Origin of the sequence: Gordonia sp. DT101, assembly GCF_049844895.1 — a bacterium.
Taxonomy (GTDB): Bacteria; Actinomycetota; Actinomycetes; order Mycobacteriales; family Mycobacteriaceae; genus Gordonia.
This window is the reverse complement of record NZ_JBNCLX010000006.1, coordinates 171,079-193,724: the sequence shown is the minus strand read 5'-3', so window position 1 is coordinate 193,724 and position 22,646 is coordinate 171,079. Positions and strand designations below refer to the sequence as shown.

The 22,646-nt window shown below is 68.3% G+C and carries 19 protein-coding genes; 9 read left to right on the top strand and 10 right to left on the bottom strand.

The features are described from left to right. Positions 1-10: 10 nt before the first annotated feature. A complete protein-coding gene (locus ACLQ3I_RS20220) occupies positions 11-1,435 on the bottom strand; it encodes a DUF349 domain-containing protein (protein WP_425793791.1) in 1,425 nt (474 codons plus the stop codon). A 195-nt stretch (positions 1,436-1,630) separates the two neighbouring features. Here ACLQ3I_RS20220 and ACLQ3I_RS20215 point away from each other — a divergent pair, with 195 nt between their 5' ends. The 4 genes from ACLQ3I_RS20215 to hflX all read left to right on the top strand — a co-directional run bounded on the left by ACLQ3I_RS20215 (position 1,631) and on the right by hflX (position 5,850). Next, entirely contained in the window at positions 1,631-2,356 is a 726-nt protein-coding gene (locus ACLQ3I_RS20215; protein WP_425804256.1) for a hypothetical protein, read from the top strand. Continuing rightward, complete coding sequence (gene miaA / locus ACLQ3I_RS20210; protein WP_425804254.1) at positions 2,353-3,264, top strand: tRNA (adenosine(37)-N6)-dimethylallyltransferase MiaA; 912 nt, start codon at positions 2,353-2,355, stop codon at positions 3,262-3,264. The genes ACLQ3I_RS20215 and miaA overlap by 4 nt, the downstream gene beginning before the upstream one ends. Before the next feature lie 45 nt (positions 3,265-3,309). Continuing rightward, complete coding sequence (gene dapF, locus ACLQ3I_RS20205; protein WP_425804252.1) at positions 3,310-4,263, top strand: diaminopimelate epimerase; 954 nt, start codon at positions 3,310-3,312, stop codon at positions 4,261-4,263. Positions 4,264-4,338: 75 nt separating this feature from the next. Continuing rightward, positions 4,339-5,850: a GTPase HflX gene (hflX, locus tag ACLQ3I_RS20200; RefSeq protein WP_425793797.1), complete on the top strand. Its 1,512-nt coding sequence runs from the start codon at positions 4,339-4,341 to the stop codon at positions 5,848-5,850. 213 nt (positions 5,851-6,063) lie between these two features. On the opposite strand, the gene ACLQ3I_RS20195 is transcribed toward hflX, so the two are convergent. The 4 genes from ACLQ3I_RS20195 to ACLQ3I_RS20180 form a co-directional block, all read right to left on the bottom strand. Further along, positions 6,064-6,324 carry an HPr family phosphocarrier protein gene (locus ACLQ3I_RS20195; protein ID WP_425793798.1) on the bottom strand — a complete coding sequence of 87 codons (261 nt, stop codon included), beginning with the start codon at positions 6,322-6,324 and terminating at the stop codon, positions 6,064-6,066. Positions 6,325-6,426: 102 nt separating this feature from the next. Further along, positions 6,427-8,505 carry a PTS fructose transporter subunit IIABC gene (locus ACLQ3I_RS20190; RefSeq protein ID WP_425804250.1) on the bottom strand — a complete coding sequence of 693 codons (2,079 nt, stop codon included), beginning with the start codon at positions 8,503-8,505 and terminating at the stop codon, positions 6,427-6,429. A gap of 103 nt (positions 8,506-8,608) precedes the next feature. Further along, positions 8,609-9,574, bottom strand: coding sequence for a 1-phosphofructokinase family hexose kinase (locus ACLQ3I_RS20185; RefSeq protein WP_425804442.1), 966 nt, complete (start codon positions 9,572-9,574; stop codon positions 8,609-8,611). A 37-nt stretch (positions 9,575-9,611) separates the two neighbouring features. Then, positions 9,612-10,382, bottom strand: coding sequence for a DeoR/GlpR family DNA-binding transcription regulator (locus tag ACLQ3I_RS20180; RefSeq protein ID WP_425804248.1), 771 nt, complete (start codon positions 10,380-10,382; stop codon positions 9,612-9,614). A gap of 208 nt (positions 10,383-10,590) precedes the next feature. Here ACLQ3I_RS20180 and ACLQ3I_RS20175 point away from each other — a divergent pair, with 208 nt between their 5' ends. Continuing rightward, the gene (locus ACLQ3I_RS20175; protein ID WP_425804245.1) at positions 10,591-12,264 is read left to right on the top strand and encodes a putative PEP-binding protein; all 1,674 of its coding nucleotides are present in this window, start codon (positions 10,591-10,593) and stop codon (positions 12,262-12,264) included. Between the two features lie 14 nt (positions 12,265-12,278). Here ACLQ3I_RS20175 and lexA read toward each other — a convergent pair whose 3' ends face one another. Beyond that, a complete protein-coding gene (gene lexA, locus ACLQ3I_RS20170; protein ID WP_425804242.1) occupies positions 12,279-13,037 on the bottom strand; it encodes a transcriptional repressor LexA in 759 nt (252 codons plus the stop codon). Positions 13,038-13,274: 237 nt separating this feature from the next. Here lexA and ACLQ3I_RS20165 point away from each other — a divergent pair, with 237 nt between their 5' ends. Continuing rightward, positions 13,275-13,826, top strand: a complete 552-nt coding sequence (locus tag ACLQ3I_RS20165) for a LysM peptidoglycan-binding domain-containing protein (protein WP_425804239.1) — start codon at positions 13,275-13,277, stop codon at positions 13,824-13,826. Between the two features lie 103 nt (positions 13,827-13,929). Beyond that, entirely contained in the window at positions 13,930-14,421 is a 492-nt protein-coding gene (gene nrdR, locus ACLQ3I_RS20160) for a transcriptional regulator NrdR (RefSeq protein WP_425794012.1), read from the top strand. A gap of 79 nt (positions 14,422-14,500) precedes the next feature. Here nrdR and hrpA read toward each other — a convergent pair whose 3' ends face one another. After that, the gene (gene hrpA / locus ACLQ3I_RS20155) at positions 14,501-18,430 is read right to left on the bottom strand and encodes an ATP-dependent RNA helicase HrpA (protein WP_425804237.1); all 3,930 of its coding nucleotides are present in this window, start codon (positions 18,428-18,430) and stop codon (positions 14,501-14,503) included. A gap of 61 nt (positions 18,431-18,491) precedes the next feature. Here hrpA and ACLQ3I_RS20150 point away from each other — a divergent pair, with 61 nt between their 5' ends. Beyond that, entirely contained in the window at positions 18,492-19,721 is a 1,230-nt protein-coding gene (locus ACLQ3I_RS20150; RefSeq protein WP_425793807.1) for an aspartate aminotransferase family protein, read from the top strand. A 73-nt stretch (positions 19,722-19,794) separates the two neighbouring features. On the opposite strand, the gene ACLQ3I_RS20145 is transcribed toward ACLQ3I_RS20150, so the two are convergent. Both ACLQ3I_RS20145 and ACLQ3I_RS20140 read right to left on the bottom strand, forming a co-directional pair. Next, complete coding sequence (locus tag ACLQ3I_RS20145; protein ID WP_425793808.1) at positions 19,795-20,328, bottom strand: carboxymuconolactone decarboxylase family protein; 534 nt, start codon at positions 20,326-20,328, stop codon at positions 19,795-19,797. An 11-nt stretch (positions 20,329-20,339) separates the two neighbouring features. After that, positions 20,340-20,927, bottom strand: a complete 588-nt coding sequence (locus tag ACLQ3I_RS20140) for a peroxiredoxin (RefSeq protein WP_425793809.1) — start codon at positions 20,925-20,927, stop codon at positions 20,340-20,342. A 111-nt stretch (positions 20,928-21,038) separates the two neighbouring features. Between ACLQ3I_RS20140 and ACLQ3I_RS20135 the strand changes: the two genes are divergently transcribed. Beyond that, positions 21,039-21,995, top strand: a complete 957-nt coding sequence (locus ACLQ3I_RS20135; RefSeq protein WP_425794013.1) for a hydrogen peroxide-inducible genes activator — start codon at positions 21,039-21,041, stop codon at positions 21,993-21,995. Positions 21,996-22,192: 197 nt separating this feature from the next. Here ACLQ3I_RS20135 and ACLQ3I_RS20130 read toward each other — a convergent pair whose 3' ends face one another. Beyond that, on the bottom strand, positions 22,193-22,630 hold the full coding sequence (locus ACLQ3I_RS20130) for a nitroreductase family deazaflavin-dependent oxidoreductase (RefSeq protein WP_425804235.1): 438 nt from the start codon (positions 22,628-22,630) through the stop codon (positions 22,193-22,195). Between the last annotated feature and the right edge of the window lie 16 nt (positions 22,631-22,646).

Sequence of the window (22,646 nt, the reverse complement as noted above, 5' to 3'; positions counted from 1 at the left end):
GCGCTACCGGTCAGCGGTCGGCGATCGCGCTGGCCGCGGCGTCGGCCCATTCTTTCCACTGCGCCGCCTGGTCGCGGAGCTTGGCGGCGTCCTTGGCCTTGCCGCGCTCCTCGGCCTTGCGGGCCTGATCCTCGAACTGGGCCGCACGATCCGCGAACTGGGCGGCCCGCGCCTGGGCCTCGGGGTCGGTGCGCTGCCACTGGGCGTCTTCGGCGTCGCGAATCCGCTTCTCCAGCGCACGGGCACGGCCCTCGAGGCCGCTCATCTGTTCACGCGGTACCTTGCCGATCTCATCCCACTTTTCGCGGAACGCCCGGAACTCGCGGCGCGCGGCGTCGAGATCCGACGACGGGTTGATGGTCTTCTCGGCGGCGTCGAGGAGGGCGACCTTTGCCGTGGCGTTGGCCGCGAACTCGCTGTCCCGCTCGGACGTGGCGGCGTTGCGTGCCGAGAAGAACACGTCCTGGGCGGCCTTGAACCGCTGCCACAAGGCATCGTCGGCGTCGCGCGGGGCACGCCCGGCCGCCTTCCATTCGCCGAGGAGCTCGCGGAACTTCCCCGAAGTCGGACCCCAGTCGGTGGAGTCGGAGAGTTCCTCGGCGCGCGCGATCAGCTCTTCCTTGCGGGCCTTGGCACCGGCCCGCTCACGGTCGAGTTCGGCGAAATGGGCGCCGCGACGACGGTTGAAGGCGTCCCGCGCCTTGGCGTAGCGCTTCCACAGGGCATCGTCGGTCTTGCGATCGACTCCCTTGATGGTCTTCCACTCGTCGAGAATCGCGCGGAGCCGGTCGCCGGCCGCTTTCCACTGTGTCGAGTCGGAGCCGATCTCCTCGGCTTCGGCGGCCAGCACCTCCTTGCGCGCGATCGCCTCGGTGCGCAGCCGGTCCCGCTCGGACTTGATCGAGTCGGCCACCTCGTCGGCACTCCCGACGATCAGGTTCAACCGCTCCTCGAGTGCCGCCACGTCGCCGATGACCGCCGCCGTCGGCAGCGCGTCGAGCAGGTGTTGGGCGGCCGCCTGGGCCTTCCGCGGATCGCCGGACCGCGCAGCGAGGCGTTCCTCGAGGATCTCCACCTCGGTGGCGAGGTCGTCGAACTTGCGCGCGAAATGGGCGAGGCCGTCCTCGACCGAACCCGCTTGCCAGGACCCGATCTCCCGTTCACCGCCGGCCGCCTTGAGCCAGACCACACCGTCCGCGTCGATTCGTCCGAACTGGTGCGGGTCCCCGTGCGGGACGGGGGTCGGCACCGGGGGCAACTCGCTCGGTCGTGGGTGTGGGCCGGGCCGGGGACCGGGTTTCGGCCCCGGTCTCGGCCGCGGTGGTGGCGTCGCTTGCTCTGCGGACGGCGACGGACTACCTGTCGCCGCGGTGTCGGCAGGGGTCGTCGACTCCGTCACCTCGGAGGCATTCGTCGGATCGGTCGGATCAGTCATGTGCAGGTGCCCTCTCCCGCAGGTTGGTTGCCGCGCGTCACGGCTGCCGTCGCATCGATACCTCTGTGGCGCCCGGCGTCGACACGGAGGTCTCACCATTCAAACAGGTCAGAGCTCTTCGTGGGGCCGCTGCCACGACATTGCACCGCGATGCCGGTGCTGAGCGCGCCTCATCGCTCGACTAGCGTCGTGGTCGTGCTGGCGTCCGTGGTGTTCGTGCCGAGTGCTCCTCTGCTGGTGCCGGCTCTGGCCGGCCCGCTCGCCGTCGACACCGACGAGGTGCGCGCCGCGACCCGGGCCGCGGGCCGAGATCTGGCCGTGACGGCGTCGACGTGGATCGCGATCGGCGCCACCGATACCGGCGTCGACCAGGTCGGGACGGCCGGGACCTTTCTGCCCTATGGGGTCGACGTTCCGGTATTCCTCGGCGCGGGTGATGTCGGTGGTCGACCGGGCGACACCCGCGGCCTGCCGTTGTCGTTGCTCATCGCGGGCTGGCTCCGTGCCGAGGCCGGGGCCGAGGTCGTCACGCCCGTCCCGGTGGCAGCCGGCGCGACGCCCGAACAGTGTGCGCAGTTGGGTGCAGAGGTCGCCGGGCGTGTCGACGGCCAGTCGGAGCGGATCGGGGTCCTCGTGGTCGGCGACGGTGCGATCTCGTTGTCGCCGCGGGCGCCCGGCGGCGGACTGCGGGAATCGGCCGTCCGTCTCCAGCAGCTCATCGACGACGCGCTCGGCTCCGCCGACGCCGCAGCGCTCGCCGGGCTCGATCCCGAGGTGTGCGCCGCCGAGGGCGTGGGCGGGCGACCGGCCTGGCAGGTCGCCGCAGCGCTCTGCGCCGGTCGTACGATGCGCGGCGAACTCCGATACGCGCGCGCGCCATTCGGGGTCGGTTACGTGGTCGCGGTCTGGACACCACAATGACCGCTCCGATTCCGGTCGCGGTCGTCGGTCCCACTGCGAGCGGCAAGTCGGATCTCGCGCTCGACCTCGCGGAGCGACTCGACGGCGAGATCGTCAATCTCGACGCGATGCAGCAGTACCGCGGGATGGACATCGGCACGGCGAAACTGACGGCGCGCGAGCGTCGCGGCATCCCGCACCATCAGATCGATGTCCTGGACGTGACCGAGACGGCGACCGTCGCGCGGTATCAGCAGTCCGCCGCCGCCGACGTGGAGACGCTGCTCACGGCGGGCCGGACCCCGATCCTGGTCGGCGGGTCGATGATGTACATCCAAGGGCTGCTGGACGATTGGCACTTCCCGGCAACCGACGCCGACGTGCGGGCGAAGTACGAGGCGATGCTCGCCGATGTCGGGGTGGCCCGTCTCCATCAGCGTCTCGCCGAGGTCGACCCGCAGGCCGCCGCGTCCATCCTCGCCACCGACGGACGACGGATCGTGCGCGCCCTCGAGGTCGTCGAGATCACCGGTGAACCGTTCGCGGCGTCGGCACCCACCATCGGGGACCCGCGATGGGGTACGCGGATTCTCGCACTCGACCGGGAGACCGGCGCCCTGGACGAGCGGATCCGGTTGCGCACCCGGCAGATGTTCGCGGGTGGGTTGGAAACGGAGGTGCGAGATCTCTGTGAGGTCGGTCTGCGCGAGGGGCGGACGGCCTCCCGGGCCATCGGATATGCACAGGTCCTCGCGGCTCTCGACGGCGAACACGACATGGCGACGGCCGAGGAACTCACCTTCATCGGGACGCGGCGTTACGTCCGCCGGCAGCGTTCGTGGTTCCGCCGCGACCATCGCATCGGATGGCTCGACGCTGCAGAACGCGACCTGATCGGTGCCGCACTCCGCGCGATCGGCCACGGCTGATCGGTGCGTGGCCGGGTCCGACAGCAGGCCCGTACCCTGGATCGGGTGACGGCGACACAGTCCACTTCCACTGCACAGTCCACCGCCCGGCCCGAACCGGCCTCCGACCGTCGGCGTTTCGTCAAGGGGCACGGTACCCAGAACGACTTCGTCATCCTCACCGACCCGGCGGCCGACCTCGAATTGACCGAGCCCGTGGTGGCGGCGCTGTGCGACCGTCGGCGCGGCATCGGCGCGGACGGACTTCTGCGGGTGGTGCGCTCGGCCGCCCTGGTGGAGCGGGGAGTGCTGACCGCGCTGCCCGACGGTGTCGCGCCCGACGACTGGTTCATGGACTACCGCAACGCCGACGGATCGGTCGCCGAGATGTGCGGGAACGGTGTGCGGGTGTTCGCCCACCACCTGCGGGCCTCGGGTCTGGTCTCCGACGACGAGTTCACCGTCGGGTCGCGTGCCGGTGCCCGACCGGTGATCGTGCACAGCCACGACGACGTCCGCGCCGACGTGACCGTCGAGATGGGGAAGGTGCGTCTGGACGGTGAATCGATGGTGCGGATCGGCGACGACGCGTATCGCGGTGCGATGGTCGATGTGGGCAATCCGCACCTGGCCTGCGTGGTGCCGGACATGACCGCCGCCGACCTCGCGACTGTCGACTTCACCGCGGGGGTCGAGATCGACGGCCAGGCCTTTCCACACGGGGCCAATGTGGAGCTGGTGACGCCCGCCGGGCCTGTGGACAAGCGTGGACGTCTACCCGCGGCGATGCGGGTTTTCGAGCGCGGTGTGGGCGAGACGCGCAGTTGCGGGACCGGCCTGGTGGCGGCCGGAGTCGCGGTTCTGGCCGCCGGTGGCCAGTCCACCGGCACCCTGTGCATCTCCGTGCCCGGTGGTCGCGTCGAGGTGGGCATCCGGGCGGACGGTTCCCACCTGCGCGGACCGTCGATGCTGGTCGCGGACGGGGAACTGCGGGCCGGTTGGGACCGGCTCCAGGACTGATCTCGGCGGCCACCCGGCGGTCACCGGAAATCCAGGTGCTGAGTGGTCCCATGACGTGAGATCATGGTCTTGCCTATGACCGAATCAGCATCCACACCATTTTCCCTGTCCACCCCGGACGACGACGATCTCACCGACCTCCCCGAGACCGCCACCGAGCCGGGTGCCGGCCGCGACATCCTCCGCGGTCTGGCCCAACCCACGACGGGTGAGCTCCAGCTCTCCGAGCGCGCCTCGCTGCAGCGTGTCGCCGGACTGTCGACCGAACTCACAGACGTCACCGAGGTCGAGTACCGGCAGCTGCGACTCGAACGCGTCGTGCTGGTCGGTGTCTGGACCGAGGGTAGTGCCGCCCAGGCGCGCGCCAGCATGGTCGAACTCGCCGCGCTCGCCGAGACGGCCGGCTCGGAGGTTCTCGACGCGCTGATCCAGCGGCGATCACGGCCCGACTCGGCCACCTATATCGGGTCCGGAAAGGCCGAGGAACTCCGCGAGGCCGTGCTCACCTCCGGGGCCGACACGGTGATCTGCGACGGCGAACTCACCCCGGCCCAGCTCACCGCGCTGGAGAAGATCGTCAAGGTCAAGGTCATCGACCGCACGGCCCTGATCCTCGACATCTTCGCCCAGCACGCGACGTCGCGCGAGGGCAAAGCCCAGGTGTCCCTCGCCCAGATGGAGTACATGCTGCCCCGACTGCGCGGGTGGGGCGAGTCGATGTCGCGCCAGGCGGGTGGACGCGCGGGAAGCAACGGTGGGGTGGGCCTGCGTGGTCCGGGCGAGACGAAGATCGAGACGGATCGTCGGCGCATCCGTGAGCGGATGGCGAAGCTGCGTCGCGAGATCCGCGGGATGAAAAAGTCGCGCACCGTGATGCGCGCGGCGCGGGAACGCAACGCCATCCCGCGGCTGACGGTCGCCGGATACACGAACGCCGGCAAGTCGAGTCTCGTCAACGCGATGACCGGGTCAGGAGCGCTGGTGCAGGACGCACTGTTCGCCACCCTCGACCCCACCACCCGTCGCGCCACCCTCGACGACGGGCGCGCAGTGGTGTTCACCGACACCGTCGGATTCGTGCGGCACCTGCCGACGCAGCTCGTCGAGGCGTTTCGCTCGACGCTGGAGGAGGTGGTCGACGCCGACCTGGTGCTCCACGTCGTCGACGGTGCGGATGCCTTTCCCGCCGAACAGATCTCGGCCGTCCGCCAGGTGATCAACGAAGTGGTCGCCGAGGAGGGCGCCGCGCCGCCGCCGGAGCTGTTGGTCATCAACAAGATCGACGCCGTCGACGCCACCAGGATGGCCGAACTGCGCGGGGCGTTCGGCGATGCGGTGTTCGTGTCGGCGCGCACCGGTGAGGGACTGCCGGAGCTGTTCGACCGGCTCCGCGAGTTCATCGGGCGCTCCGACGTGGAGCTGACGATCGACGTGCCGTACACCCGTGGTGACGTGGTGTCGCGGATTCACGAGGAGGGCGAGGTGGTGTCGAGCGAACACACCGCGAACGGCACCCGGATGAGGGTGCGCGTCCCCGCCGCCTTCGCGGGCGCGCTCGACGATCTCACGGTCACGACCGCACGGTGATGTAGCCAATCCGCCGACCGGGCCCAGAATTCCATCGAGCGGGCACAGAAATCCGCCGAGCGTGCGTAGGCACTGATGCCCACGCACGCTCGACGGAATGGTGCGCACGATCGACAGGATTCTCCGCACGCTCGACGTGAATCCGTCAGCGGACGGCGGGATTCCGAGCCCCTCGGCGACGGGAGGCGGGAACCGCTCGGGAGGGCGCCGACCTCAGTCGGCGTCGAGATCCTTCGCGACCAGGGTGGCGATCGCATCGAGGGTGTTCTGATCCTCGGCGGTGACCACGACGTTGGTGCCCTTCTCGGCGCCGAGCGTCATGATCATCAGAGCCGAACCGGCATCCACCGGGTCTCCGCCCTCGAGGCCGATGGTGACCGCGGTGCCGGCGTCCGCGACCGCCTCGGCGATGATCGTCGCGGGGCGGGCGTGCAGTCCGACGGCGGAGCCGACGGCGACGGTGGTGCTGGGCATGTGGGTGTCTCCTCACTCATTTGGTGGTGATGTCTGAATAGTGTCGCTGACGACGATTGTGCACGCGTTTCGCGACGACGTGGTACGGCTTGGCCGATCAGCTCAGGCTGCGACGGTCTCCAGTTCGGGTACGGTCGTCGCCTCTTTCCGGGCCGTATTCCATTGCTTGGCCGCGACGACGAGGAACGCGGACAACGCCGTTCCGGCGGCCAGCGCCACCAGGAAGAGGACCCAGTGGTTCATCGTGAAGAACACGAAGATGCCGCCGTGCGGAGCGCGCTGGGTGACTCCGAACGCCATGATCAGCGCACCGGACAGTGCGCCGCCGGCCATCATCGACGGGATCACGCGGAACGGGTCGGTCGCCGCGAACGGGATCGCGCCCTCGGAGATGAACGATGCACCGAGCAGCCATGCGGCCTTGCCGTTCTCACGCTCCGGCTCGGTGAACAGCTTCGGGCGCAGCACGGTGGCCAGGGCCAGCGCCAGCGGCGGGACCATGCCTGCGCACATCACCGCGGCCATGATCTCCAGCTGTGCATTGCCGCCGATCGCGAGGCCCGCGGTGGCGAACAGATACGCCGCCTTGTTGACCGGGCCGCCGAGGTCGAAGCACATCATCAGGCCGAGCACGATGCCCAGGATGATCGCCGAGCCGCCGGACATGCTGTTGAGGCCGTCGGTCATCTGATCGGTGACCCACGCGAGCGGCTTGCCGAGCAGCATGTACAGGAGGACGCCGATGATCAAGCTGCCCAGCAGCGGGATGATCACCACCGGCATCAGCCCTCGCGCCCACTGCGGCAACGGGAGTCGGGCGATCCAGAAACAGGCGACACCGGCGATGAGACCGCCGACCAGACCACCGATGAAACTGGCACCGACGGCGACCGACACCAGTCCCGCGACGAAACCGGGTGCGATACCGGGTCGATCGGCGATGGCGAACGAGATGTAGCCGGCCAGGACCGGGACCAGCATGCTCATGGCGAGACCACCGACGGCGAACAACACCGCGCCGATGTATTGGCCGAGGCCGCCTGCCGGCAGATCCCACAGACTGTTGTTCAGCGCGATGAACTGTCCGTCATTGAGCGCACCGGACGTGTCGAGTGTCGAGTTCGCGATCTCGTAGCCGCCGAGGAACGGGAGGAAGGCGAGAGCCATGAGTAGACCGCCGGCGGCGACGAACGGGATCATGTAGCTGACGCCGGTCATCAGTGCCTGCTGGACCTGTTTGCCGAATCCGACGCCGCCGGCTTCCGCTGTGCTGTCCGGGACGCCGTCGCCGGAGCCCGCCACCACTGCGGCGTTCGGATTATCCGAGGCTGCAACCGCTTCGGCGATCATTTCGTCGGGCTCGTTGATCGCCCGCTTGACTCCGGAGGAGATGACAGGCTTGCCGTGGAAACGTTCTTTGCCCTTCACCCCGACGTCGGTGGCGAAGATGACTGCGTCCGCGTTCGCGATCACCTGCGGATCGAATGCGATTGTCGCCGAGGACCCCTGAGTCTCCACGTGGAAGTCGATGTCGGCGCGTTCGGCCGCGTACTTGAGGGCATCTGCCGCCATGTAGGTGTGCGCGATCCCGGTCGGACACGCAGTGATCGCGACGATCGACTTGCGCTCGGGGCCGGCAGGCTCGGGTGTCGGGGGCGAGGCGCCGGCCGCTGGTGCGGTGGCCGCGCCGGTGGCCGCGGCAGTGGATGCCACCGGTTGTGCGGGTGCGGGATTGATCGCCTGATCGACGAGTTGCACCACACGGTCATCGCTCTCGGCTTCGCGAAGTGACGCGACGAAATCGGGGCGGACCAGTGAACGTGCCAGGGAGCTCAGCAGCTTCATGTGTTCGGACGCGCCGCCGGATGGCGCGGCGATGAGGAACACGAGGTCTGCCGGGCCGTCGGGTGCCCCGAAGTCGACCTTGGCGGACAGCCGCGCCATCGCGAGACTGGCCTCGGTGACCGACTCGGCGCGGGCGTGCGGGATCGCGATACCACCGGGCAGTCCGGTCGCGGACTTCGCCTCACGGGCGAGCGCTCCACGGGTGAGATCGGCGGCATCGGTGGTGCGGCCTGCGGCCTGGAGTGCTTCGGCGAGATAGCCGATCACGGCAGCCGGGTCGGCGCCCGCGTCGACGTCGAGACTCACCGTCTGCGTCGTGATGATCTGTTCGGACATCGGATTTCCTTCTACATCGGGATGTGCGGTCGTCGTGTTCGTGGAGGCTGGATGGTGGCAGGCCGTTCGGCGGGAACGAGCCCGTGCATGCGATCGTCGAGTGTCATCCGACCCGGGCGGCTCCGGAGAGGTCGGTGACCGTCACCCCGGCGAGATCGAGCTGACCCGGTGCAGGCGGCTGAGTGCCGGCGAGAGCGGTGGCGGCCGAGCCATAGGCGACCGCCGAGCGGAGCCGATCCGGTTCCGCTGCGCCGCGGGTCTCGGCGAGCAGATAGCCGGCGAGTGCCGAGTCACCGGCGCCGACGGTGCTGCGGGGCACGATCGGTGGTGGTGTGGCAAACCAGTTTCCGGTGTCGGTGACCAGGATCGCCCCGGTGGCGCCGAGGGTGGCGAGGACGGCGGCCCCGGTCCGGTCCACGAGGGTGCGCGCCGCGGCGAGCAGTGGCTCGTAGTCACCTCGTGACGTCGCGGCGACGAGACGTGCGGGATCCGCGCCGGTGGCCTCGGCCAGTTCCTCGTCGTTGGGCTTCAACAGGTCCACCCGACCCCGGACGGTCGCCGACAGCGGGCCGCCGGAGGTGTCCACCGCGACGCGGCACTGCTGTCCGTCGAGCTCGTCGATGACGGTTCGGTACCAGTTGTCGGACGGCCCCGGCGGCAGTGACCCGCACAGTGCCACCCAGCTCGCGCCGCGCGCATTCTCGACGACGAGATCGACGAGGGCATGTGCCTCGGCGGGGTCGAGGCGGAAGCCGGGTGCATTGATCTTGGTGGTCGTGCCGTCGGGGTCGGCGACCGTGACGTTGGACCGGACGTCGCCGTCGATCGGCAGCGCGAGATAGGGGAGGCCGACCGTGTCGAGCGCTGTGAGCAGCGGGTCGCTGGTCCGCGCGGGCAGGAGGGCAAGGGTCGACAGACCTGCCTCGGACACCACCCGCGCGACGTTGACGCCCTTGCCGCCGGGTTCGGCACGCACCGATGTCGCGCGCTGCACCTCTCCGCGACTGAGCGGTGCGGCTAGCTCGAGGGTCCGGTCGAGGCTCGGGTTGGCGGTGACAGTAACGATCACCGGATCCGCTGATGGTCGTGTCATGGGGTCCTCTCGGTCACGCGATCACGACATCGATTCCGCGGACCGACAGGGCCGCGGAGGTGGCCGGGTCGATCCCGGCGTCGGTGACCAGCACGTCGATATCTGCGAGATCGGCGAACGAGGACAGGTCCTCGCGATCGATCTTTGATGAATCGGAAAGCACCACTACGCGATTGGCAACCCTGACGATCGCTGCCTTGATGGCGGCCTCGTCCGGATCGGGTGTGGAGAGTCCGTGTGACTCGCTGATCCCGTTCGCACCGACGAAGGCCGTCGAGATGCGTAGTCGCTCCAGGGCCGCCACCGTCTCGGAGCCCACGGTCGCCTGTGTGAGTCCGCGGACACGGCCGCCCAGGACATGGAGGTCCGACGAGTGGTGGCCGGCCAGCGCCGCGGCGATGGGGATGCTGTGGGTGATCAGGGTCAGACGGCGGTCACGTGGCAGGGCGAGGGCGGCCTGGAAGGTGGTGGTGCCGGCGTCGAAGAAGACAGAACCACCGTCCGGTGGGAGGAACCGGATCGCCGCTCGGCCGATGGCGACCTTTTCATGCGTGTGGGTCATCTGTCGTTCGTCGATGCCCAGCTCACCGAACACCGGTGTGGAGCCCGGCCGAACCGCACCGCCGTGTACCCGCTGGAGATGTCCTGCGCGTTCGAGGGTCGCGAGGTCCCGACGGACCGTCTCACTGGTCACGTCGAACAGCGTGGCCAACGCGGCGACGGATGCGCGGCCGTTGGCCCGCACCTGATCGGCGATCGCCTGCTGACGTTCTTCGGCGTACACGGAAGTCCTCGTCTGTTGGAATCTGTGGATTTGTCTGTTGATATATCTGTGTTTACGCCTGTTTATGTTGACAAGTCAAGGTTTTCTTGTAACTTGAATCACATAACCTTCAGTGCGGGCTCATTACCCACAGGACCCGCTGTTCGAGACAGGCCGGTAAGTCCTGGGCCGGAACGGCTCGCGGACCGACGGACGGATAGGGACTTCGGTGACACAGACACAGGTTCTGCAGGGGACGCCGGTGGTGGCGGGTAAGGCCTTCGGACCGGCGATCTGGCCGGGCGCTCGTCCGGAATACGACCCGAGCGCGGCGGAGGCTGCCGTCGCCGAGGACGAGCGTGATGTCGAGACCAAGCGCTTCAGCGACGCCGCCGCGGCGGTGGCGGGACGGCTCCGGGAGCGGGCCTCGCATGCCTCGGGCGCGGCGTCGGAGGTGCTCGTGGCGACCGCGGGTCTGGCCGAGGACCGTGGTTGGGTCGGTGCGGCGTCGGCATTGATCGCCACCGGCACCCCCGCGCCGGCCGCGGCGGTGGCCGCGACCGAACAGTTCGCCGCGATGTTCACCAAGCTCGGCGGACTGATGGCCGAACGGGTCACCGATCTCAACGACGTCCGGGATCGGGTTGTCGCCGAGTTGCTCGGGGTACCCGAGCCCGGCGTACCGGAACCGCCCGTGCCGTCGGTGCTGCTCGCCGACGACCTCGCCCCGGCGGATACTGCCGGACTCGATCCGACACTGATCATCGCGTTGGTCACCCGTCTCGGAGGTCCGACGAGTCACACGGCGATCATCGCCCGTCAGTTGGGGATTCCGTGCGTTGTCGCAGTCGGCCGGCTCGCGACCGTGGCCGTCGGCACCAGAGTGCTCGTCGACGGTACGGCGGGCACTCTGGAGATCGAACCCGACGAGGCGAAGGCGCTCGCCGGTGTCGACGAGAGCCGCCGCAAAGCTGCTGCGGTGGCGTCGTGGACGGGCCCTGGGGCGACCGCGGACGGACATCGGGTCTCGGTGCTCGCGAACGTCGCCGACGGGGCGTCGGCACGGACCGCATCCGGCTATCCGGTCGAGGGGGTCGGGCTGTTCCGCACGGAGCTGGCGTTCCTCGATCGCGCCGAGGCGCCGACGATCGCCGAGCAGACGACGCTGTACCGCGAGGTGATCGACGCGTTCGCCGATCAGAAAGTGGTGATCCGGACGCTCGACGCCGGGTCGGACAAGCCGCTGAAATTCGTGACCCAACTGAATGAGGCCAATCCGGCGCTGGGCGTCCGGGGCAATCGCATCGCCATCGACCATCCCGATATCCGCGCGGTGCAGCTCGATGCGATCGCGGCCGCCGCGCAGGAGGGCGGAGCCACGCCGTGGGTGATGGCCCCGATGATCGCATCGCCTTCCGAGGCAGCGGAATTCGCGGGCGAGGTGCGTCGCCGTGGGTTGGTCGCGGGGGTGATGGTCGAGGTGCCGGCTGCCGCGATCCTGGCTGCGGCGATCCTGGCGGAGGTCGACTTCGTCTCGATCGGCACCAACGATCTGACGCAGTACACGATGGCCGCCGATCGGATGTCGGCCGAACTCGCCACGCTGACGGATCCGTGGCAGCCGGCCGCGCTCGCGCTGATCGACATGGTCGCCCGCGCCGGTCAGGCGGCGGACAAGCCGGTCGGGGTGTGCGGTGAGGCGGCCGCCGATCCGTTGCTGGCGTGTGTGCTCGTCGGCATGGGTGTCAGTTCGTTGTCCGCGGCGCCCGCCGCGGCTGCCCCGGTCGGCGCACGCCTCGCGGAGGTGACTCTCGACCAATGCCGGTCTGCCGCACAAGCGGTGCTGACGACCGCCGGTCCCGCCGAGGCCCGTGCGGTCGCGTCGGCGGCGCTCGACGGCTGACCCTCAGGCGACCCTCACACGCGCCGCATCACCGTGACGACCTTGCCGAGGATCGCGGCCTCGTCGCCGGGGATGGGATCGAAGAGCTCGTTGTGCGGCATCAGCCAGACGTGACCGTCCTTGCGCTTGAACGTCTTCACGGTCGCCTCGCCGTCGATCATTGCTGCGACGATGTCGCCGTTGTCTGCGACGTTCTGTTGCCGGACCACCACCCAGTCGCCGTCGCAGATGGCGGCGTCGATCATCGACTCGCCGACGACGCGCAGCAGGAACAGCGATCCCTCACCGACCAGTTCTCGCGGGAGCGGGAACACGTCCTCGACGGCCTGCTCCGCCAGGATCGGTCCGCCGGCGGCGATCCGACCGAGGACGGGCACGAAGGTCGGCGTGGGCAGCTCCTGACCGTCGGCGAGTCCGGCAGCGGCACCGCCCGGCGGGGTGTGGTCGCCGTCCTGGATGTTCACCGCACGCGGCCGGTTGTGATCGCGCTTGAGCAATCCCTTGCGTTCCAGGGTGCGGAGCTGATGCGCCACCGATGACGTCGAGGTCAGTCCGACCGCGTCGCCGATCTCGCGGATACTGGGCGGATAGCCACGCTCCCGCACGGACTGGCGGATGAACTCCAGGACCCCGCGCTGGCGTGCGGTGAGGGCTGTCTCCGCGAACTCGGGGTCGGCGACGACGGGTGCCGGATCGGACGACTCGTCGGGGGCGTCTACGCTCTCGTGGATCGCGCGGGAGGCTCCGCGCCGCCCGCCGGCCTTGTCGCTCATCGCTGAGTCCTTCCTGTCGGCTGTTGCATCGTCGGCTGTCGCCGAATCGGGTTCGTCTCGCAAAATTGCTGGTCGATCGCGTGTCTCACGGCCGAGGTTAACCGAACCCGCCGACAGGTTCAAACATTTGTTCGACGCGTGTCGAGACTTTGTCGGGGCATCGTGCTACAAATCGAACATGCGTTCCATCGAACATGTGATCGAGGGGACGGCCGATTCGGATCCCAGGAGGACACGATGAGCACAGCCACCTTGACCCGTGAGGCGTCGACCCGCGAGACGCTCGTGCGCGATCTGCCGAGCAGCGGGACCCGGTCCCGCGAGACACCGACGGGCGCGCCGCGACGGCCGGTCACGTCGGGCGTCGGCACGCGTCCCCGGCGCGCCGCCAGGGTCGAGCCGACCCGTCCGGCCGACCGACGTCCGGCCGGGCGTTATAACCCGGGCACGACGATCGTCGGCACCCGGTGTGCGGCACCGGCGGACGATCGGCGGGTCTATGCCCGCCGTCGTGCGGCCGCACTGGCGGTGCTGGTCGGGGGTGCACTGGCCGCGCTCGTCTGGGTCGTCGCCATCGTGGGGACGAACTACGCCGCGTCCGTCGCCCCGCAACCGGTGGGCACCGAGGTGGTGCATGTGCGGCAGGGCGACTCCCTGAGCTCGATCGCCGATCGGGTGGCGCCGGATCTGCCGCGCCAGTCGGTCATCGATCAGATCGTCGAGCGCAACGCCCTGCCCGCCTCGGGCCTCCATGTCGGGCAGGCGCTGATCGCGCCCGCATACCGCTGAGCAACGGACGGTATCCTCCATGGCACAGGTTCCAGCCGGGAACCGGCACGGCGTAGCGAGCATCCGGTGCGCCGGAGTGTCCCGAGATGTGCGTGAGGACAACATGCGCTGCCCGTTTTGTAAGAACGAAGACACCAAGGTCATCGACTCGCGTGTCGCCGATGAAGGGCAGGCGATCCGACGGCGCCGTTCGTGTGCGGAGTGTGGTCGCCGGTTCTCGACGGTGGAGAGCGCCGTGCTGTCGGTGGCGAAACGCAACGGGGTCACCGAGCCGTTCAGTCGTGAGAAGGTGATGCGCGGAGTTCGTCGGGCGTGCCAGGGCCGCGCGGTGGCCGAAGACGCGCTCGCCCAGCTCGCGCAACAGGTCGAGGATGCCGTGCGCGCATCCGGATCGGCCGAGATCCCCAGCAACGAAGTGGGATTGGCGATCCTCAAGCCGCTGCGTGAGCTCGACGAGGTGGCCTACCTCCGATTTGCGTCGGTGTACCGCTCGTTCGACTCGCTCGAGGACTTCCAGCGTGAGATCGATGACCTGCAGGGCGACTTGACGCACGGGAAGACAGTGGACGCCACGGGGTCGATCGTCTCGGAATGACGGCGCCCGGGCGATGTGCGCTCGGACATGCGCTCAGCGGAACCCGTCCAGAGAGCTCAGCGGAACCCGTCCAGAGAGCTCAGCGGAACGCGTCCAGAAAGCGGAGCGCTCGCTTCTCGGAGATCGGATAGGCGGTACCGAGGCGCTGCGAGAACAGACCGACCCGCAGTTCCTCGACCATCCAATGTGCGTACTCGTTGAAGGCATCGCGCCGACCGACGGGGAGCTGGGCGACTCGCTGATTCCAGTGCGCGATCACGCGGTCGACCGCGGCCAGGGCATCGCGATCGCGGCTCGATGATGCCAAGAGGTCGGCCAATCGGTTCTCCGCCGCCTGAAGGTATCGGGGGATCTCGGTGAGATATGTGCGTGGGGTGGCCGCCACGAATCCGTCGAAGACGAGATTTTCCAGTTGCTCGGACACGTCGTCGGCCGCGACGGACCCGCTGTCCTGGTCGATCTCCGATCGGAGCGGGGCCAGATGTCGGAGAACGTCGGTGGCGAGCGCGAAGTACTCGGGGGCCGCGTCCGTCACGGTCGATCGGATCTGGTCGCGGAGCCGCGTGAACTGGTCCGGCGTCCGGATGATGGTGAGATCTCGGGTGGCCACGGCATCGCGGACCGCGCGCCGGGTGCAGTCGGCCAGCAGATCGTCACCTCGCCGATACGGGCTCTGACTCAGCGCCAACCGTCCGGCGGGGTCGAGGGTGCCGATGATCTTCTTGGACAGCGTCGGGATCGTCGTCTCCAGCAACACCACCACCGCGTTCGTGAGCTTGTGGTCGCGTTCGGTCGCGGTGACGGACTCGGTCCGTGTCACGCCGGTTGCTCGGCCTGCATCGTCCCGCACGACATCGAGGCCCGGATAGCGGGTGATCGTCTGGCCCGCGACAGTCGTAGTGGTGGTTTCGGGCAGGTCGCCGATGCCGTCGGCACTCCACGAGGTGTGGACGGCGCGGGGATGAGAGGTGTCGTCGTGCCCGGCGAACCCCTTTTTCAGGTCCGCCAGTGATTTGCCGCTCGCGACCACCGTCCCGGTGCGATCGGTGACGGCGAAGTTCATCGTCAGATGCGCGGGGACACGCTCGAGCGAGAAGTCACCCGGCGACACCGTCATGCCGGTGATCGAGGTGAGCTCGCGAGCCAGACCGGTCAGCAACGGCTCCGACCGGGGTGTCAATCGCGACACCGCGAGGTCGGCGAAGCGCTGAGCGGGCGCCATGGACTTGCGGACGACCTTCGGCAGGGATCTGACCAGCTCGGTGGCGAGCTCGGAACGCAGGCCGGGGACTGACCAGTCGAAGCCGGCGGGTCGTACGTGATCGAGCAGCGGCCGGGGGATCACGACGGTCACCCCGTCGTCGGGAGCGCCGGGCTCGAATCGGTAGCGCAGTTCCAGGCGGGTCTCACCCTGCTGCCAGGCTCCGGGAAAGTCGGTGTCCGCCACGGTGACATCGGCGGCCACGTCCTCCGGTTTCAGGTCGAGCAGCTCCGGATGCTCGCGCCGCGTCTTCTTCCACCACGTGTCGAAATGCCGCGCCGACACCACGTCACCGCCGACGCGTGCATCGTAGAACTCGAAAAGCTGTTCCTCACTGATCACCAGGTCGCGACGACGGGCGCGGTGCTCGACGTCGGCGGCCGCCTCGAGGAGGTCCCGATTCCGGTGGAAGAACACATGATCGGTGCGCCAATCGCCCTCGACCAGGGCGTGGCGGATGAACATCTCCCGTGAGGTCGGCGGATCGATCGCGCCGTAGGGAACGCGTCGCTGAGCGACGAGGGTGACGCCGTAGAGCGTCACCCGCTCGTAGGCCATCGCCGACGCGCGCTTGGCGGACCAGTGCGGCTCGCTGTACGACCGGCGGACGAGGTCGCCCGCGAGTTTCTCGGCCCAGAGGGGGTCGATGCCGGCGACGGTGTGCGCGAACAGTCGTGAGGTCTCGAGGATCTCGGCGGCCATGATGAAGGGTGGTGGTTTACGGGCGAGCGACGAGCCTGGGAAGATCGCCAGCGATGTGTTTCGGGCACCGATGTAGTCGCGTGAGTCTCCCTGGCGGACTGCGATGTTGCCCAACAGTCCGGACAGGATCGAACGATGGATGGCGTCGGCGTCGCGTGGCGACGCGGTGGCGGTCCAATCGAGGTCGGAGACGATCCGCGACAACTGGCGGTGGAGCTCCTGCCATTCCCGGATTCGCAGGAAATGCAGGAACTCGCTCTCGCACATCCGGCGGAACCGATTGCCGGACAACTCCTTTCGTCGGTCATTCAGGTATTCCCAGAGTTCGAGATACGAGAGGAACTCGGAACCCGGCACCGCGAAACGGCGATGCGAGGTGTTGGCCGCCTCGCGATGTTCCGCCGGCCGTTCGCGGACGTCGGGCACCGACAACGCCGCCGCGATCACCAGGACGTGGTCGAGACATCCGAGTTCGTGCGCGGAGATCAGCATCCGTGCCAGACGCGGATCGACCGGTATCCGGGCCATGTCCCGACCGATTCGGGTGAGGACCGGCTCATGATCGTCGCGAGCGGTCTCACGGATCGCGCCGAGTTCGGTGAGCGCGGCCATGCCGTCACGGATGGCGCGAGCATCGGGCGGCTGCACGAAGGGGAATGCCGACACGTCGCCGATGTGCAGGGCGGCCATCTGGAGGATCACCGCGGCGAGATTGGTCCGCAGGATCTCCGGATCGGTGAACGCCGGGCGGTTGTCGAAATCCTCTTCGGAGTACAGGCGAATGCAGATGCCCGGCGCGACCCGACCGCACCGACCGGCGCGTTGCCGGGCGGAAGCCTGGGAGATCGGCTCGATGGGAAGACGATTCACCTTCGATCGGGTGGAGTAGCGCGAGATGCGGGCGGTGCCGGTATCGATGACGTAGCGGATACCCGGGACAGTCAGCGAGGTCTCGGCGACGTTGGTGGCGAGGACGATGCGCCGCCCGCTCGACGGCGCGAAGACGCGTTGCTGGTCGGCGACCGACAGCCGCGCGAAGAGCGGGACGATCTCGGCACCCGCCGAGACACGATGGCGCAGGGCATCCGCGGTCTCGCGGATGTCCCGCTCGGTCGGCAGGAACACCAGGATGTCGCCGGTGCGGTGCGACGACCACAGCTCGCCGACGGCCTGGTCGACGGCTTGGACCTGATCGAGGTCGCGATGGTCGGAATCGGGGTCCCGGTCATCCCCGAACGGGCGGTATCGGACCTCGACGGGATATGCGCGCCCGGACACTTCCAGGATGGGTACGTCTCCAGTGGGCCGGTCGCCGTCCGCAGGTCCGTCGGATGCGAAGTGCCGTGCGAACCGATCGGGCTCGATGGTCGCCGAGGTGATGATGACCTTGAGGTCGGGGCGGCGCGGCAGCAGTCGCTTCAGGTACCCGAGGATGAAGTCGATGTTGAGGCTGCGTTCGTGGGCCTCGTCGATGATGAGGGTGTCGTAGTGGCGCAGCAGAGGGTCGGTACCGATCTCACGGAGCAGGATGCCGTCGGTCATCACCTTGACCAGGGTGTTGGCGCCGGCCCGGTCGGTGAACCGCACGGAGTATCCGATCGCCTGACCGATCTCGCTGTCGGTTTCGTCCGCGATGCGGCGCGCGACCGAACTCGCAGCGATCCGCCGTGGCTGCGTGTGGCCGATGGCGCCTCGAATGCCTCGGCCGAGCTCGAGACAGATCTTGGGTAGCTGGGTGGTCTTGCCCGAACCGGTCTCACCGGCGATCACCACCACCTGGTGATCGGCGATGGCGGCGGCGATCTCGTCGCGAGCCGCCGACACCGGCAGGTCCGGCGGGAAGGTGATCGTCGGTACCGTCGCACGGCGACGATCGACGCGGTGCGTCGCGGCATCGACATCGGCGGCCAGCTTGTCCCAGGCCGCCCGTTTCGGTGAGCGACCGAGTTTGTCGAGACGTCGGCGCAGACGGTGCGCGTCGAGGATGGTCACGTCGGCGAGGCGATCGGTGAGCGCTCGTCGGTCCTCTGCGGTCGGAACGGGCATGATCTGTCCAGGATATGGGGTCGACGGAGGTGACCCGGCGCACGCCCGGCATGATTGGGGGATGGCTGGTTCACTGTGGCACGGTTTCGCTGATATGGGTTCGGTCTCCACCAAGGGGCCGTTCGTGGTCACTCGCGGACAAGGAACGCGGATCTGGGACGCCTCCGGACGCGAGTATCTCGACGCGACGGCGGGTCTCTGGTTCACCAACATCGGCCATGGCCGAACCGAGGTGGCCCAGGCCGTCGCGGATCAGCTGGGTCGCCTGGCGCACTACTCAGGGTTCGGCGACATCACCGCCGACGTCACCGCGGAACTCGCCGAACGGCTCGCCGCAATCGCCCCGGTTCCTGACAGCAAGATCTTCTTCACGTCGGGTGGCAGTGACTCTGTCGACACAGCGGCGAAGCTGGCCCGGCGCTACTGGCACGAGCAGGGCAGGCCGGAGAAGAACATCATCGTCGGCCGCACCAAGGCGTACCACGGCATGCATGTGGCGGGCACGGCGCTCGCGGGCATCCCGGGCAACCGCGAGGGCTACGGCGAACTCATGCCCGACGCCGAGTCGGTGGAGTGGGACAACGCGAAGAGTCTCCTCGGCCTCATCGAGCGTCTGGGCGCCGACCGCGTCGCGGCGTTCTTCTGCGAGCCGATCATCGGTGCCGGCGGGATATATCTGCCTCCCGAGGGGTACCTCGCCGAGGTCCGTCAGATCTGCCGCGACCACGACGTGCTGTTCGTCGCCGACGAGGTGGTCACCGGATTCGGCCGCATCGGTGGTGATTCCTGGTTCGCGTCGTCCCGTTTCGACCTCGCGCCCGACATGATGACGACCGCCAAGGGCCTCACGTCCGGATACGTGCCGATGGGTGCGGTGTTCATCGCTCCCCACATCGCCGAGCCGTTTTTCGCGGGCGGGGTGTGGTGGCGCCACGGCTACACCTACGGCGGGCATGCAGGTGCTGCCGCGGCCGCGATGGCGAACCTCGACATCATCGAGCGTGAGGGTCTGCTGGCCGAGGCGACCCGCCTGGAAAACGATCTGGCGCAGGCGCTCTCGCCGCTGGCAGACCTCGACTCGGTGTCGGAGGTCCGCACCGGCCTGGGCGCGGTCACCGCGGTCCAGTTGTCCGACCCCGCGCAGGCGGTACCGATGGTCGGCAGGCTGCGCGAGCACGGAGTCAGCGGCCGTGCAGCGGGCCAGGGTGCGCTGCAGATCTCGCCCGCCTTCGTGATGACCACCGACGAGGTCGGCGAGCTCGCCGACCGGATGCGGGCCGCGCTGGGCTGAGCCCGGGAGAATCGAATCTGCCCCAGGCCCTCCGTTGTCGGAGAGTCGGGGGCAGATCTGTATACGGGGTCGGTCAGACCGACGCAAGCACCTCGGTGGTCGCGATCGCCTGGGCGACACCGGCGACGATCGAGGCGACTTTGAGAGCCTCGAAGATCGCCTCACGATCCACGCCCGCCTCGCGCAGCGTGTTCTCGTGCGCACCGACACAGTGCTCACAACCGTTGATCGACGACACCGCGAAAGACCACAGCTCGAACAGCGCCTTGTCCACTCCGGGATTGCCGATGATGTTCATGCGCAGACCGGGGCGCAGGTCGTCGTACTTGCCGCCGAGGAAGCCGCGGCCACGGTAGAAGACGTTGTTCATCCCCATGATCGACGTCGCGGCGAGTGCGGCGTTGTAGGCCTCGGCCGACAGTGTGTCGGCGGCCTCGTCGGCGATCTCGGCCAGCACCTTGGCATTACGCGTCGCGGCCGCGGTGGACAGCAGGGTGCCCCACAGCTGCTCTTCGCTCAGCGCCGTGGTCCGGCTGATCGAGCCAAGGTTCAGCTTGAGGTCCTTGGCATACTCGGGCAGCGCTTCCTTGAGATTGTCGATGCTCATGTGGTCCCCTCTCAGACGCTCGCGGTCAGGAGTTCACCGGCGTCGATGGTCGGATCACCCTTCTTCCAGTTGCAGGCGCACAGCTCGTCGGACTGCAGGGCGTCGAGGACACGGAGAACCTCGTCGACGTTGCGGCCGACTGAACCGGCGGTCACCGAGACGAACTGGATCTCGTTGTTCGGATCGATGATGAAGGTGGCCCGGTCGGCCACCCCGTCCGCATTGAGAACGCCCGCCGCGGAGGCGAGTTCGCGCTTGAGGTCGCTCAGCATGGGGAAGGGGAGGGTCTTGAGGTCCTCGTGCTGTGCCCGCCACTGGAAGTGCACGAACTCGTTGTCGACCGAGGCGCCGAGTACCTGGGCGTCACGGTCGGCGAACTCGTCGTTGAGCTTGCCGAAAGCGGCGATCTCCGTGGGGCACACGAAGGTGAAGTCCTTCGGCCAGAAGAAGACGATGCGCCACTTGTCGGGGTGATCGTCACTGGTGACCGTGGTGAAGTAGTCGTCCGGCTTCTGGGCGTCAACCTTGGACAGGTCGCCCCCGATGACCGCGGTGAGGTGGTAGGAGGGGAATTGGTCGCCGATGGTCAGCAAAGCCATGCTCTGTTTCGCTCCTTGGTGGTTCGATCAGCGTCGGTGCGTCATAAGAGGACGCGGATTCGTCGTCAGACATGCACCATCGTGCCGGAATATCGGCAAGAGCGAAACGTGATGATACGCACTATATTGATAGGCATGGCCAATAAAAGTCATCAACCGTCGACGACCGCTCTGCGCGCATTCGTGGCCGTCGCCCATCGCCGTCATTTCGGTTCTGCAGCAGATGATCTCGGGGTGAGTCAACCGACCCTGTCGCAAGCGCTCGCCGGTCTCGAGGCCGGTCTCGGAGTGCAACTCGTCGAGCGGACGACGAGACGTGTCTTCCTGACGCCGGAGGGGGAGAGGTTGCTGCCCAGGGCAATCGCCGCCGTGGATGCGATCGATGAGCTGCTTGCCGAGGCGTCGGGAAGCGGTGACCCGCTCGCCGGGCCGATGCGGGTAGGCCTGATACCGACGGTCGCCCCGTACATCCTTCCGGCAGTGCTTCGTGGTGTGGCAGAACGCATTCCGGGGCTGCAGATCCAAGTGGTGGAGGATCAGACCGCGCGGCTGCTGCGGCAGTTGAGAGACGGATCACTCGACGTGGCCATCGTGGCGTTGCCCACGAACGAACGTGGGATGGCCGAGGTTCCGCTGTACACAGAGGATTTCGTCCTCGCGTTGCCTGCCGCCCATCCGCTCGCGGGCCGACGCAGGGTGGACCCGGCGTCGCTCGCCGACCTGCCGTTGCTCCTTCTCGACGAAGGTCACTGCCTCCGGGATCAGGCGTTGGAGGTGTGCCGGCTCGCGGGCGTCCGGCCGGACGTCGGGCAGACACGGGCGGCGTCTCTGGCGACTGCGGTGCAATGCGTGGAGGGTGGTCTGGGGGTCACTCTGATCCCGCAGACCGCCGTGGCGGTCGAGACCGACGGTGGTCATCTGGCCACCGCAACCTTTGCGCGGCCCCGTCCGGGCCGGCGGGTGGGGTTGGTGTATCGCGAGTCGGCGCGACGGGCCGAGGCGTTTCACACTCTTGCGGGCGTCATCGCCGATCTGGTGGTCGCGACCGGCACTGTGCGGCGGGGCTGATCAACCCGCCGACAGCAACCCGATTCGCGCCGACAGCAACCCGATTCGCGCCGGCAGAAACTGAAATCACCCCGAGAGCACCACATGTCCTGGCAGCGCTCCGGTCGACAGGGTGCTGTCGGCGAAATGTCGGTTGCTGTCGGCGCGATCCCGGTTGCTGTCGGCAGGAATCGGGTTGCTGTCGGCGAGGGGTCGGTTCAGCGGCGGGGTTCGAGGACGAACACCGGGATGACGCGGTCGGTCTTGGTCTGGTATTCGGCGTAGTCGGGCCAGGCCTCGACGGCACGGGCCCACCAGGTCTCGCGTTCTTCGCCGGCGACCTCGCGCGCGGTGTAGTCGCCGACCTGCTCCCCGTCGCGGAGTTCGACATGCGGTTCGGCGACGAGGTTCCAGTACCAGACCGGATGCTTGGGGGCGCCGCCGAGCGAGGCCACGACCGCGTAGTCGCCGTTGTGTTCGACACGCATGAGTGGCGTCTTGCGCAGCTTGCCCGATTTGCGGCCGACCGAGGTGAGGACCACGACGGGTTTCCCCTTCATGGTGGTCGCGGCGGTGCCGTTCGACTCCTCGTATTCGCGGACCTGATCCGTGGCCCAATCCGCCGGGCTGGGTTCGTACTCTCCGGTGAGTGGCATATCTCCTCCAACGTGG